We start from the raw sequence: 13,896 nt of genomic DNA, 5'->3' as shown, positions 1-13,896 counted from the left end.
ATTCTTATTTGAAATGGGTGTTAGATGCAAGATTTTAAAGGTAAAAAGATATTGCTTGGCGTTACAGGCGGCATTGCTGCCTATAAATCTGCGTTTCTTGTGCGTGCGTTGACGCGCCAGGGCGCCGAGGTCAGGGTGGTGATGACGTCCTCTGCCCGGGAATTTATAACGCCTATGACCATGCAGGCTTTAAGTGGCCATGATGTGCGCTGCACCTTATTTGATACTGAAGCAGAGCGGGCCATGAGCCATATTGAGCTTGCAAGATGGGCTGATTATCTGGTCATAGCGCCGGCATCAGCTAACTCCATTGCAAAGTTTGCCCATGGAATAGCCGATGATCTGTTGTCAACATTATATCTGGTTGCCGAAATACCGGTTTTTGTTTGTCCTGCGATGAACCGCAGCATGTGGGAGCATCAAGCCACCCAGGACAATATTGTATTGCTCAAACGCCGCGGCGTCATTGTGATTGGCCCGGAAACCGGATCACAGGCCTGTGGAGAGGAGGGGTTTGGACGCCAGAGCGAGACGGATAACATTGTTAAAGCCTTGCTGCTCCATAAGGTAAATCGGCTTTTAATGGGCAAAAAAGTCTTGATAACCGCAGGCCCTACCCGCGAAGCGCTTGATCCCGTGCGTTATATCAGCAATCGAAGCTCGGGAAAAATGGGGTATGCGCTGGCAATGGCCGCAAGTATAGCAGGCGCCGAAGTGACTCTGATAAGCGGTCCAACTGAGTTGCCTCCCCCTCCTGGAGTCAATTTTCAATGTGTTGAATCAGCCGAAGAAATGGCAAATGCTGTGATGAATCATTTGCAGGAAGATATGATTTTTATTGCAGCGGCTGCGGTTGCAGATTATCGCCCAAAGAATGCTGCTGCTCATAAAATCAAAAAAGAAGATAATCCGAATCCAAGCATCGAATTAACTGCCAATCCTGATATTGTGGCTCAAGTAGCAAAAAGCGGCAAGGCAGCTTATGTAGTGGGGTTTGCTGCAGAAACATCACAAGTGATCCAGAATGCCGAGAAAAAAAGAATCAATAAAAAACTGGATATGATTATTGCCAACCAAGTCGGCAAAGGACTTGGTTTTGATGAGGATTACAACGAGGTCACCATCTTGACTGCTAAAGAAAAAATTGAGCTCTCGCTTACGAATAAGACAAGTCTTGCCGGACAAATTATTGCAATCCTTGCAGCAAACTTGCAAAATGTTGCATCTTGACAACAAAACGATTGTTTAATTTTGCCGCCCTTTTTCCTCTCTACTGCTTGCAGGAGATGAACGGAGAGAAAGGTCGATGGGGTAATTAAACAAGCGTTGCCCTTATTTTTTGGAACGGGTATGGAGCATCAAATTCAATTAAAGATTCTTGATCATCGCATCGGCAAAGTCTTTCCATTGCCTGCTTATGCTACTTCTGGTTCGGCAGGACTTGATTTGCGCGCCTGCATTGATTCTCCTTTGCAGATAGCTGCTCACGAAACAGTTTTAATTCCCACAGGCATTGCCATTCATATAGCTGATCCGAATATGGCAGCGGTGATTTTACCCCGATCCGGTCTCGGCCATAAGCATGGGATTGTACTTGGCAACTTAGTGGGATTAATTGACTCCGACTATCAGGGCGAATTAAAAATCTCTTGCTGGAACCGCAACCAGGAGCATTTCACTGTTGAACCAGGCGATCGCATCGCTCAACTGGTTTTTTTGCCTGTCGTCAAAGCGGCATTTGAGATTGTTGACTCATTTGCTGGAACTCATCGAGGCGAAAATGGATTTGGCAGCTCAGGGAGAAGTTAATTTGCAGCTATATCAATATAAACCTGTTACCAAAAGCGTATTTCGCGCTTATGATATCCGCGGCGTGATTGGCGAGCAACTGGATGAAAATTCATTCTACAGTATTGGCAAGGCCATCAGTTGCCGTTTAGCCGGTATTAATCAAAGCTCTATTTTTCTGGCTCGCGATGGTCGCTTAAGCAGCGAAGCTTTGGCCAGGGCATTGCGTCAGGGTCTTTTAGACAGCGGTATTGATGTATTCGACTTGGGTGAGGTACCGACTCCTTTGATGTACTTTGCAACGCATACTCAGGGAATTGATTGTGGCTTGATGGTGACAGGCAGCCACAACCCTGCAGATTATAACGGCATCAAAATGGTATTGCAGGGGTCGACGCTCGCCAATGATGAGATTGATTTATTATATGAACTTCATCAGTCTGCTAAACAGCTAAGCGGAGCAGGCCGTTATAAAGCGCTTGATCTCATAGGCCCGTATTGCCAGCGTATAGTCAGTGATATCAAACTTGGACGGCCTTTAAAAGTCGTTGTTGATTGCGGAAACGGGATTGCAGGCCCCATAGCGCCAGAACTTATCAAGCGTTTGGGGTGTGAAGTGATACCGCTTTATTGTGAGGTCGATGGAACTTTTCCCAATCATCATCCTGATCCCACTGTCGAGGCCAATTTATTGGATTTAAAAGCCATGGTCTTACAGCATCAGGCTGATATTGGACTTGCTTTTGACGGCGATGCTGACAGGCTGGGTGTTGTTACGAATGAAGGGGAACTCGTCTGGCCAGACAGGCTCATGATGCTTTATGCTTGCGATATATTAAAAAATAACCCAGGCTCTACCATCGTCTTTGATGTGAAATGCTCTGCTCATTTAGCCCGTGTCATTGCAGAGAAAGGCGGAGTGGCCAAAATGTGTCCGACAGGACATTCGCTGGTCAAAAAATTCATGCGCCAGGAACAAGCCGAGCTGGCTGGAGAAATGAGCGGCCATATTTTTTTCAAAAACCGCTGGTATGGTTTTGATGACGCACTCTACAGCGCATGCCGGCTGCTGGAAATTTTAAGTTATTCCCGCGAGTCGGTCAGTGAGCAATTTCAAAGGATTCCTGACAGTATTAATACACCTGAAATTAAAATACCCCTCCCGGATGAGGAAAAATTTATTTTCATGCGTCGCTTCTCTGAGCAGGCATCTTTCCCGGAAGCGAGTTTAATTACGGTAGATGGAGTACGTGTTGAATTCGAAAAAGGCTGGGGGTTAATTCGCGCATCTAACACTACTCCCTGTCTTGTAGCCCGATTTGAAGCCATTGATACAGCCAGCCTTCATGAAATCCAGGCATTGTTTAAGACCCAGTTGCTCGCAGTAGATAAAAGTCTTGCAATTCCTTTTTAATTATTTTTTGGCTGAGTGCTGATTCTTTGGGGGTTGTGTTGATGGTGCCTGAGTGTTTTGCAGGTCAGAAAAAAAACTTTGGTTTTTCAGCGCTTTTACTGAATCCTCTTCCTGCTTCATTACAGTTTCTTGGCCAGAGGGCAGCGCGTCAGTTTCTGCGTCATTTAATTCATCGTGCTCATCATCTACCTTGCCCTCTAACAACTCATCTAATATTAGATCCATATCGTGCAGATCATTAATTATTTCATCAAGCGAAATCTTGGGTATGAGTTCCTCGAGCTTTTCTTGGAGCTCTTTGGCAACCCTGTCCAGCTTGGTTAAATCTTTTTCCGCATGAATCATTTCTCTCTTGTTTTTAATGAAGGCCGCCACCTCACTTTGCTTTTCCTGGGTGCAATGTTTAAGCTGGTTTTCAAGATCAGCCAGCAATATCTCGCAATTATTTTTTTTATATTCCTTAAGCCTTTCTTCATAGGTAACCTGTTTTTTGCCAAAGAGATCATATAAGTAATTCAACAGCAAATCTAATACGGTATGAACATTCAGCCAGCCACCCTTAAGTTTCTGATCAATGATGTTTGAGGCTTCAGGTGAGAAAATGACCCCCTGCCGCTTCAGAACCATGAGCACTTGTAGTTCTGTTCTCTTAACGGCAAGGCTTGTCATGGAAATTGTCGAAAGCAGCTCTTTGGAAATGACAGGATTGTTTTCGATTAAATGCTTGACTATTTCTAACTTGTTATTAGCAACAGCCTCAAGCAGGTAATCTAGCCTTTCCCTGTCATTCAATTGATGGTTTTGATTTTTTAATTCTTTTAACAGGATATCAACGCAGCCTGTACTGCCGCTTTGAATCGCTTCGGGGATAGCTATGCGTAACCTTTCAGAAAGAATATGTTCTTTGACCAGTTTTAGCAGTAATTGTTTGTAACTGCCGTTGCTCTCGTTGTATTTTTTTTCTAATTCGTGACTTAAATGGCTATTGAGATTATCGCTAACCTTTTGCAGCAATTTTTCCAATAAAAGCGGGTTTCCGCCCTGAGCTGCGCACTTGATGAGAGGAACGGCTGCCAAGCCAGGAAAATATTCCTGGAATTCGCCTTCCAGGGCCAAAAAAGCCTCAAGGCGGCCATCTTTCAGGGCTTGTAAGAAAAGCCCTTTCATCTCGTCCCTTTGGGTATCTTGTGCTTTGATTTTGGGAATGAGCGGTTTTAACGCCCCCACATTATTGTGCGCTACGGCATTTACCGCAGCAGAAAAAATTTCTTTATGACTAGGGTTTGTATTGTTCAGTAAATAAGCAATGGCATTCGCATCATTGACTCTGCTGGCGGATTGAATCAACGTATTGAATTTTTTCAATTTAGGAAAAGTATGAACAGTCGTGGCTGAACTGTTTTTTGAACCCGCATATGTTTCATAAAGCTTTGTGGCATCGGGGAATGGACAGATTCTGGTTTGAGCTTCAGGATGCCGTATCACATTGACTGAAAGGCCCAGGTTACCAAACATCAGATAACCAAAAACATTGCCATGGAGTTCTCTTATCAAGGCTTTTTCATCATTAAAATATTTAAAACTACTCTCGTAATTTGGGTCGTAAACAATATAGCCATTATTTTTTCTTCGGACTGCTGCGGCATGGTCGGTGCTGCCAAGGAGCATGACCTCGTTTGATTGCAAATTAATCTCTTTGATGATTTTTGCCCAGCTTTGATCGCTTGCAGCCAGCGCGAAATTAAAAGAAGATCGTAAAGGCTTATGATTAATATGAAGCGTTTCCATGGAGGTGGGCTGAGAGAGGTGCAAGGCATATTTTTGGGGTGATTGAGCAATCAGTACCCGTTGTGCAAAAAGATAAATCTCCTCTTTGCTAAGGCCTCCATTCTCAAAATTGCCGCTGGCAATGATTTCTAAGATTTTTTTAAAATCATCTTCCTTGTTCTGCAGTGCATAATACGCATATACTGTTGACAGGCCGCGGCAAACGCCCTCATCATTTAATTTAAGCTCAGCCGGAAACCGGTCTCGTTTGTATTGTCGGTTTATGCCGTCAATAATGGCACCTTGCTCTGTATAAGGCATAACCCTCTTCGCCTTGCAGTTTCGGTGTTTGTATTATATTCGGCCTTTCTTAAGGAATAATTAACTGATTAAAAATAAATCATTACGGTCAGGGCAAGACTGTTTTTGTATGGCTAATCGGCTTGCCGCGCTTTTGTCTTTTCTGGGTCAGGATTGGCTTTCAGAACATATAACATTACGGGAACTGCTTCTTGATTTTGAGTTCGCGCCGTAATTTTTTCCTGATGAAGGAGTCGAAAATGGCATTTCCTGGCCAAATTTTGGATATAATCAGGATGATGGCAGAATCTGGCATTCGATTGTAAACACCAGTCTTGTTGAACGCTTATTTCGCTGGTGAATAAAAATAGGCCATTGTCAGCCAGATTGGCACGGACGGCTACGAACAGCTGGCTTAAATCGCCAAGATAGGGAAGGACATCTGCTGCCACTGCCAGATTAAATGTTTCTTTGTTCCCTTGCAGATAACTCAGTAAATCGGCCTCAATTAATTCATCATAAATTCCTTTTTCCCGGGCAATGGAGAGCATTTTGGGGGCAATGTCGATGCCGGTCAAGTGCTCACTCAGTTCACGCAATACCACGCCGCATAACCCGGTGCCGCAGCCAAGATCAAGGGTGCGCTTGGCCTGCAAACAGTGCAACCGATGCAGCACTTGCGCGATATAATTAGGAAGCTTGTAGTGCAAGGTTTCCTGCATGTGCTTGTCATAATACAATGCATAATTATTAAATAAATTGGTCACATAATCTTTGGAAGGTTCAGGATTTTTGTCTTCGTTGGTCAGCGCATTCAGCATAAAGCGCGCGGAGGAATCCTCTGGCTGAATTTGGAGGGCACGTTTTAAAAAATCAATGGCTGAAGCGTGATCTTCAAGCCGGATGTAAATGGCTGCAAGATTGGTTAAGGAAGCAAAATGAGCATCATCCAGCGCCAGGATCTGCTCAAAATAATTCGTTGCCTCCTGCAGATGACCTAAAGTCATCTGAGCTACGCCTGAATTATAAAGATATTCAATATTTTGTGGCTCTTTTTCCAATAAGACGTCATAATGCATCAAGGCATTTTCAAATCGGTCATAATGCATAAAAGTGGCGGCGAGATTATTGCGGGCTTCAATATTGCGCTCGTCAAGAGCCAATGCTTTGGTAAAATAATCAACCGCCTTTTGCCCCTCATCGCGTTTCAAAGCGATAACCCCTGAATTAATCAATGCCTCTATATGCTCGCTGTCAATACCCAATACAGCCTGAAAAGATTGTTCAGCCTCGTCGAGATTGTCCTCTTGAAGGTTCAGTATTCCAAGATAAAAATGGGCATCCAAATGATTAGGATAAAGGGAAATGACATTGGTAAATTGCCTTTTGGCTGCATGCAATTGCCCTTTTTTTAAAAGCAATAAACCCAAATTGTAGTGCGCGGGCAGGAAATCTGGTTGGGCATGAACTGCTTCACGGTAATGATAGAGCGCCAATTTGTAATCTTTATTCGCATCATAGAGCACCGCAAGATTGTTGTGCGCCTGGGCGTAGCGGGGATTCAGCCGCAAGGCTTCTTGATAATGGCGCACAGCATTATCCAAAAGACCAGCTTTCTTGTAGGCATTGGCAATATTGTTGTGAAGATTCTCATCTTCTGGCCGCAAAGCTAATGCTTTTTGGAAATAGCTTATGGCTTCTTTCATGTTGCCAAGCTGCGCCTGGGCAAGCGCCATAAACTGCAATGCTTCAGGGTGCAGAGGCGATAAAGCAAGCAATTTATCATAGACATCTATGGCTTGGTTGAGCTCATTTTGCTGCTGTAATTGATAAGCTTTGGCAAACAGGGTTTGAAGTTCAAAATTCATTGCTAACTGGATTATTAAATGAAGAATCAATTATAAAAGGCCTAATCAAGTCAGGCAGCCTGGCAAGTTTCTTTTATTCAATACATTTTATAACTTTATTTTAGCATAATGGCGATTTCTTTCTGGCAAAAAACAGTTAAAAATGCGCAATAATTTATTCAAATGTTAATATTCTCTTAATATTTCTCCTTTACAATCCGAGCCCAACATCATTCCATTCCGCATGCATTATGGCAAAAGTAATTTTAATTTATGCAAACTGTGTTAACGATACTGCCAAAGGTGATTTTGCTCTGGCCGGCGCTCTGGCCAAAGACCTTGCTCACGAACTGACTTTGCAAAAAAGCCCCATCTCTGTTGTATTAACCAGTACTGTTGAAGGGTTATGGAAATATCAGAGTTTATACGGGAAGTCTAAAGAAGGGAAAATTTCTATTGAAGGAATCGATATAGAGGTTGCGGCGCTGGAATTTTTTGACACAACGCATAACGAAGTGGTCGCATTTATAGAAGCCAATCGCTGCAAATATGCACCAGTTGAACTTGTGAAAAGAGTATTGTCCCCGGATAGTAAAATGTTATTCGTTGGCGCTGCAAATCAGCCCAGTTTTAACAAGCTGTCATATATGAATATGGTCAACGGGGAACAATCGGGGCTTTTATCCTTTTTTGACGATAAGGATATATATGTATTAAACAGCGGCCTTGGTAAAAGTCGGTTCGGCATACCAAAGATTAAAGATTCGTCTGAGCTAAAAGAGCTCAGTATTGATGAAAAAAAGAAAATCCCAAACGGGAATTTTGGGTTCATTTATTTGGCCAGCATATCTCCGCTCGATGAAGGGCGTACGATTGGGCAATATATGCAATTGACCCAATACCCCCACTATGTACTGGTGGGTAATCTTGATCCTGGTTCTTTTCTTTTCAATCTTGGCATGCAAATGGAAAGCGATGAACTAAAGAGCATGACCTGCCACCAGTCTCTGGATAACCTGACGATGCGACATATGGTAGCGAGCGCCCTGCCTTTTGTCATCTCGACAGGAGTCATGAGCACGCTTGAGGCAATGAGTGAAGGCAAGCTTCCATTTTATCAGTATATGAATAATAACGAGCATTTTGTCCTGTCCTATTTGACCGCGGTTCATTCGCTTTGCACCAGTCAGGACTCTAAAAATTCATGTACGTCTGATCTTATCTTTAAATTTGCAACAGTGCTCTTTGCTCCCAAACCTCTTGAGTTTTCTAAATTAAACGAGCTTAAGAAAATGATGGCATCAAAGGAAGCAGTCCATGACTTGACGCGGATTAACAAAACGATCGTTGCTGAAGCGAATGGAAAGATTGCAGGCCGATTGCTTGCTTTTCTTGGCGAACCCACCCGGTCTACAGGATCTAAGCAGTGTCTTAAGGTTTTAAGGGTGCTTCGCAAGAATGATGAACAGTCAAATCCTGACCTTGATCAGGCCTTAAGAAGGGCAGCCGCCTGGGGTAAGGAACTTGAGCTGAAAATAATCCTTAATCATATCAAAACAATCGATATCGATAAAAAAGATTCATTAAAACTACAGCGTGGTGCAATACACTGGGCTGTTATTGGTTGCCATTTTTCCTGTGCCGAGATCTTGCTTGCTGCCGGCGCCGAAGTGAACCTTCAGGATGCTGCAGGCAAAACGCCTCTTTTCTATGCCGTTAAAGCAAACAACAGGGAGATGATAAAATTGCTGATTGTACACGGCGCCTCGGTTAACGTTAAAGACAACGAAGGCAATACTCCCTGCGCAAATATCAGCATTGAGCTCCATGGTTTTATTCAAACTTGCCTACACCCTTCATTATCTGAAGAGCGTGCTTTTAAGATACATTAAAGCTTGTGCCCGGTGGCTGATTTTATTTTTAACCGCTATGGGAAGTTCAGCCACGGTACAATGATATTCAGGAAGATAAAAGACCGGATCATAGCCAAAACCTTCTGTGCCTTGGGGTTTACGGGTGATATAGCCTTCAAGCTTCCCTGTCGCAATCAGCGGAGTGGGGTCGTATTCATGCTCGACCACTGCAATGGCACAATAAAAATAGGCAGAGCGCGCCTTTTCATCGCCAATATGCTCGAGCTGCTTTAAAAGCAAACGGCTATTATCTTCTGCACTTGCATTCTGACCGGCAAAGCGGGCTGAATAAATACCCGGCTGGCCGGCAAGCGCTTTAACCACAAGGCCTGAATCATCAGCAAGTGCGGGTTTTTTGCCAAGGCTGCTTGCATGGCGGGCTTTAAGAATGGCATTTTCAATAAAACTCAGTCCTGTTTCTTCTGCGTCCGTGATTCCAAGTTCCTGCTGGGAAATGCATGCTATCGGCGACAGAAGCTCTTTTAATTCTTTTATTTTACCAGGGTTGCTGGTCGCCAAAATGAGTTCATTGGTGGGGAAAAGCATGTCATATCCTTCAATAAAACAATGATCTGAAACGAAGGATTTATTTAGCCTATAAAAAAAGTAAATGCAAATAATTTTATCTTAAGCTTTGATTGTTATAATTTTGAACATGAATCCACTAAAGGAAAAAAGTTATGGTCAAGGTTGCCCTTCCGAAAACATTGTCTCAAGAGGTTAAAGGTAAATTAAAAACCTGTAAAATATTAAGTGTGCATATTCCGGGTACCGGCGGTAGTGCGACAGATAATTTCCCTACCCGCTTTGCACTTGATCAATTGCGCCACCAACATGATATTCCTTTGATAGAATTGGAGGGGGCAGGGAGCGGTATTAATGCGCCTAATATTGCTTATCGTCAGAAAAGATCAGTAGGCGGCTGGTTTTCGGGCAGTCTCGTTTCATCTTCTCAATCTGACGCGGAGGAAACCAACCATTTTATTGGTAATTTGGCCTCGCAGACCGATACTGGAGCTTTGGGAGCGGGAATTCTCCAGGGTGCGGGCGAACATGAAAATAATGAACTGATTTTAAACCTGCTCGAAGAACTCAAAAAAGAAGGGAAGCTTCCAGAAGAGATGGTGCTCTCAGGCCACAGCCGCGGTGCCATCAATGCCATTTATTTGGCTAACGAAATTTATGCCAGATATGGGAACACAATCAAGCTCCATTTGGTTTTGACTGACCCTGTTCCTGGACCTTTCCATGAAATGGAATGGAAGAAGCGCGTTATTCCGCCGAGTGTTAAAACCTTTACCGCGTTTTATGCCGAGGATCATGAAAACTTATTTTTCATACCCCACGATTTATCAAGGCTGACCTTTTGCTCGCCGGATACGATAGTCACGACCTATTCCACCCATGATGATCATATAACCATTACCGGCAACAGCAAAGTGTTTGGAGCCTGCTATGATGCGGTGGCAGGCATTTATGGTTTTGATGATAATTCTGATACAAATTTCAAGTTTAAAAGATTAAAGCAAAAAGATGAGTTCATATATAATGAGTATAAAAACAAAACATCGAAAGAAATTGAACAGGAATTTGAAGAGCAATATTTAACTGATACGCATATAAAAGAGTATGTCAAGAAAAACGAGGCTAATTTAATAAAAGAATATATCGAAGAACAAGTATCCGATACAAACTTCTCAAAGTTGCCTCATGAAAAACAACTTAAACAAGCCAAACAAAATATCCCCTATTGCAAGTTGTCTGAGGAAAAGAAAGAAGCCAAGGCTCGGGAAGAAATAAGTGAGGCAATAAAAAATGAGGTGTCAAAAATCGGAAGAATACTCAACAATTATCCGCCTCGCCCTACAGTTGCCATGCACAGCAAAGGCGTATTTGCACGCAAGAACTGCCAGTATGCGGCTAAAACTTCATTGCAACAACTTGAAGGGCAAATCAGCCGGTTAGAGCAACAGGTAGAGCGTTCAGAAGATGAAGAAAAAGAGCTGGCGCGCCTTCAAAACCTAAAAACCAATATTGAAAAAGTGCGCCGCGATTTTGATAATCATCCAGAAGTTGAACTTGCGCCGCCGCATCAACTCCAATCTGTGCCAGATGATTTGAATGAGGATAAAGAGGATAATGAAAAGCAGAAACAGGCTAAAATAAATAAGCGCCTGAGTTATCTTCATGATGCACACCACAAGGGCAGCGGTAAGTACAATATAACCAGCAATGAATTTGCGGCTTACCTGTTGATTTTGCCGACTCTTGGCTTATCAGCAACGATTTTCAAGACCATGGAAAACTATGATCACAAGTTCGGCATGCTGTTGCTTGGGGTATTAACCTTGAATCTGGCAACAGCTATCGCCCTGGCTGCCCAAACCACTTATAAACTTGGGTATAACCTGGCCCATGGTGGATTTTTCAAACCTGGATTTACGCCTAAAGAAATTGTCCCATCCAAAGGGGTGAGCATAGAGCAAAATAATGTGGAAGGGATTGATAGCGCAGAAGACAGTCAAAATCTCTTAAAGCAATAACTGTACATATGCGGTAAGCATCGTCTTACCGCCATTCCCTTTTGCCAGCGCTGAAAAGCTCGCCCGCGCGGCGAGCTTTTTTTTCTCTTCTAAGCCATAATAAAATGCTTATATACAACCAACATAAGGATATGACTATGTACGCCAATGAGCAAAATGAGCTTGCCTTAAGGATCGCCTTGAGGGATATCACGGCTGATTTTTCCGGCAAAAAAGAAGAAACAGGGTTTTTGCAGAAATCCGAGCTGTTTAAAACATCCTCAAAAAATATTTTACCCTTTGCTTCCTCCCAGATTATAACGCTCAGCATGGTGCAAGTACTGGAGCTGGCTTATTTTGCCATTAAGGAACAATTGAATGTGCTGGGTAATGCGCGCTTAAGTTTCGACAAGGAACGGCAGGCTCATATTGCAACTTTTTTATTGCCCGCCAGTAAGGAAAGACAGGATTTATCCAAAGAAGAGCAGGTCATGGCGGCTTTTATCGCCCTTATAGAACAGTCTCCCCTTTTTAACTTGTTCGGGATACAGCCTGCTATTCTTGATGAAAAGAAAAAACATCGCTTTTATTCAGTTTTGCCCTGTTATCGGATGAGTGAAGGATTAAGCCCCGTACTGGTTCAGAAAAGCCCTCTCGATAGTCAGCGCCTTGCTGTCCGCTTATTTTTAAAAACAGCGCTTCCTGATGCGATTGCTGATATTGACTTGGATTTTACGAATGACAGCAAGTTTATCGAGTTTTTTAAGTCGGCTTTTGAGAAAGATAATTATTTGAATCAATTACGCGTACCGCGCTTTATTATTATGAGTATTGCGAATTTATTATGGAATCTTGAACACCCATTCGACCAAAAAACTGGCTTGCCGCTCAGTCTTGAGCAATGTGTTCGCCTTTGCCGTGAAGCAGAAGGGGTGATAAGCAAATTATTAAATAAAGAAGCCTCGCCGAATTTAAACCTGCTGAGCGAGCATAAAAGGGAATTGATGCATTTTCTTGTCAAAGCGGAGATGCATATCAAGGCATTAAGAACAGCTTATGTTCAGGAACAATTATACGCTTTTAACCTCAACGATGTTACCAACTGCCTTCATCAAGGCATCAGAATTGTAAACCAAAGCCTGATTAAATCCGTCTATTGCCGAACCAATGGCGAAGAGGAACTGGCAACCAATGTAAGTTATATTCAGTTATTGCTGCAGAAAAACCCTGATCTATTACAGGCATTTAATGATTCTGCCGGTTTGGTACCTGAAAAAGCCCTTATGAATGCGCCTTTATTAACCACATTGGACGCAATGATTTTATTTTGCCATTTGACAAGCAGCGAGCAAAATAAACTTCTTAAAAAAATTGTCCAAAAATCTACTGTCAGTGCTGTCGAGTTAGCGGAAACCCTTAGAGAAATTCGAGACAAGTTTCTGGCTCCGCTGCAGAAAATCAGTGAAGATGAACTGCAGGTGTCAATCTTTAACCCGAAATACAAAGAAGCTTCCTCATTGACGGCAAGAAGATTTTTGCCTCTCATGACGCTTGTCCTACAAAACTATGGTATTGAAACGGGAATTATTGGTGAACAGGGTGAAATAAAACCGAACCTGTTGCATGGCATGCAACAAGTGCGGGAAATTTGCGAAAACGCCGCAGAAGAGAAAGGCTATTATTGCTGGCAGTTATCCGCATTACTTGGCACAAAAAAAGAGAAAACAAATACTTCCAAAAATTTAAAAGAAAATCTCAACGCCTTGCCCAAAAATCAGTATCGCATGCTGCAAATTGCGATGCTCCTTCGCCAGATTGATGATCTCCTTGAGCATTATCGCAATGTATTGCAGTATCAGGCATTTCAAACATTTTTATTGAATTGTATTTCACAGGTCGCACGAGAAATTCAGCAATTTAGTGATTATATTAAAGAAACAGACAGGGATTTATCCTCCGACGAAAGCTTAAGCCGAAGCTTGCAGGATAATTTCCGCGACATGATTATTGATTTGCAGAATAACTTTAAGAATCTTGAGAATGCTGTTGAAAATTTTGCAGAAATAGTACAAAAGCCTTTTTTCATAGAAAAATACAGGCAAACTTTAAAAATAGAAATGTGCGCTCTGGATACGCGATACCGCGTGTTGTTCGGCAAAGAGAGCGGCATTAGAGAATTGTTTGATGGCGCTTTACCGCTTGAACCAGATGAAAATAACCTTAAACACCACGTTACAGAACATCATAAGCAGCCGCTGCAAAAAGACAGTTTTTTTGCTGTTAAAACAGTAAATTTTGGCTTGTCGGAGGTGGGATCAGAGATGGTGAATAAAATATAGGTTACA

Annotated in this window: 9 protein-coding genes; 6 read left to right on the top strand and 3 right to left on the bottom strand. The window is 42.7% G+C overall.

What is annotated here, in order from left to right; translation table 11 throughout:
- The first annotated feature begins 24 nt into the window (after positions 1 to 24).
- The 3 genes from coaBC (at position 25) to Llon_RS08605 (ending at position 3,202) form a co-directional block, all read left to right on the top strand.
- Positions 25 to 1,230 carry a bifunctional phosphopantothenoylcysteine decarboxylase/phosphopantothenate--cysteine ligase CoaBC gene (gene coaBC, locus Llon_RS08615; RefSeq protein WP_058529663.1) on the top strand — a complete coding sequence of 402 codons (1,206 nt, stop codon included), beginning with the start codon at positions 25 to 27 and terminating at the stop codon, positions 1,228 to 1,230.
- 120 nt (positions 1,231 to 1,350) lie between these two features.
- Complete coding sequence (gene dut / locus Llon_RS08610; protein WP_058529662.1) at positions 1,351 to 1,809, top strand: dUTP diphosphatase; 459 nt, start codon at positions 1,351 to 1,353, stop codon at positions 1,807 to 1,809.
- Positions 1,781 to 3,202 carry a phosphomannomutase/phosphoglucomutase gene (locus Llon_RS08605; RefSeq protein ID WP_058529661.1) on the top strand — a complete coding sequence of 474 codons (1,422 nt, stop codon included), beginning with the start codon at positions 1,781 to 1,783 and terminating at the stop codon, positions 3,200 to 3,202. The genes dut and Llon_RS08605 overlap by 29 nt, the downstream gene beginning before the upstream one ends.
- On the opposite strand, the gene Llon_RS08600 is transcribed toward Llon_RS08605, so the two are convergent.
- Together Llon_RS08600 and Llon_RS08595 are read right to left on the bottom strand one after the other, a co-directional pair.
- Positions 3,203 to 5,290, bottom strand: a complete 2,088-nt coding sequence (locus Llon_RS08600) for a hypothetical protein (RefSeq protein ID WP_058529660.1) — start codon at positions 5,288 to 5,290, stop codon at positions 3,203 to 3,205.
- 113 nt (positions 5,291 to 5,403) lie between these two features.
- Positions 5,404 to 7,137, bottom strand: a complete 1,734-nt coding sequence (locus tag Llon_RS08595) for a tetratricopeptide repeat protein (RefSeq protein WP_058529659.1) — start codon at positions 7,135 to 7,137, stop codon at positions 5,404 to 5,406.
- Between the two features lie 230 nt (positions 7,138 to 7,367).
- On the opposite strand from Llon_RS08595, the gene ankY reads away from it, so the two are divergent.
- Entirely contained in the window at positions 7,368 to 9,008 is a 1,641-nt protein-coding gene (gene ankY, locus Llon_RS08590) for a Dot/Icm T4SS effector AnkY/LegA9 (protein WP_058529658.1), read from the top strand.
- Here ankY and rdgB read toward each other — a convergent pair.
- Complete coding sequence (gene rdgB / locus Llon_RS08585) at positions 8,976 to 9,575, bottom strand: RdgB/HAM1 family non-canonical purine NTP pyrophosphatase (RefSeq protein WP_058529657.1); 600 nt, start codon at positions 9,573 to 9,575, stop codon at positions 8,976 to 8,978. The two genes, ankY and rdgB, sit on opposite strands and share 33 nt — an antisense overlap.
- Before the next feature lie 134 nt (positions 9,576 to 9,709).
- On the opposite strand from rdgB, the gene Llon_RS08580 reads away from it, so the two are divergent.
- Together Llon_RS08580 and Llon_RS08575 are read left to right on the top strand one after the other, a co-directional pair.
- Complete coding sequence (locus Llon_RS08580; protein ID WP_058529656.1) at positions 9,710 to 11,572, top strand: V-type ATP synthase subunit E family protein; 1,863 nt, start codon at positions 9,710 to 9,712, stop codon at positions 11,570 to 11,572.
- Positions 11,573 to 11,709: 137 nt separating this feature from the next.
- Positions 11,710 to 13,890: a hypothetical protein gene (locus tag Llon_RS08575; protein ID WP_058529655.1), complete on the top strand. Its 2,181-nt coding sequence runs from the start codon at positions 11,710 to 11,712 to the stop codon at positions 13,888 to 13,890.
- The last annotated feature ends 6 nt before the right edge of the window (positions 13,891 to 13,896 follow it).

This window comes from Legionella londiniensis (genome assembly GCF_001467825.1).
Classification (GTDB): Bacteria; Pseudomonadota; Gammaproteobacteria; order Legionellales; family Legionellaceae; genus Legionella_A; species Legionella_A londiniensis.
This window is presented reverse-complemented; position numbering and strand designations above follow the sequence as displayed.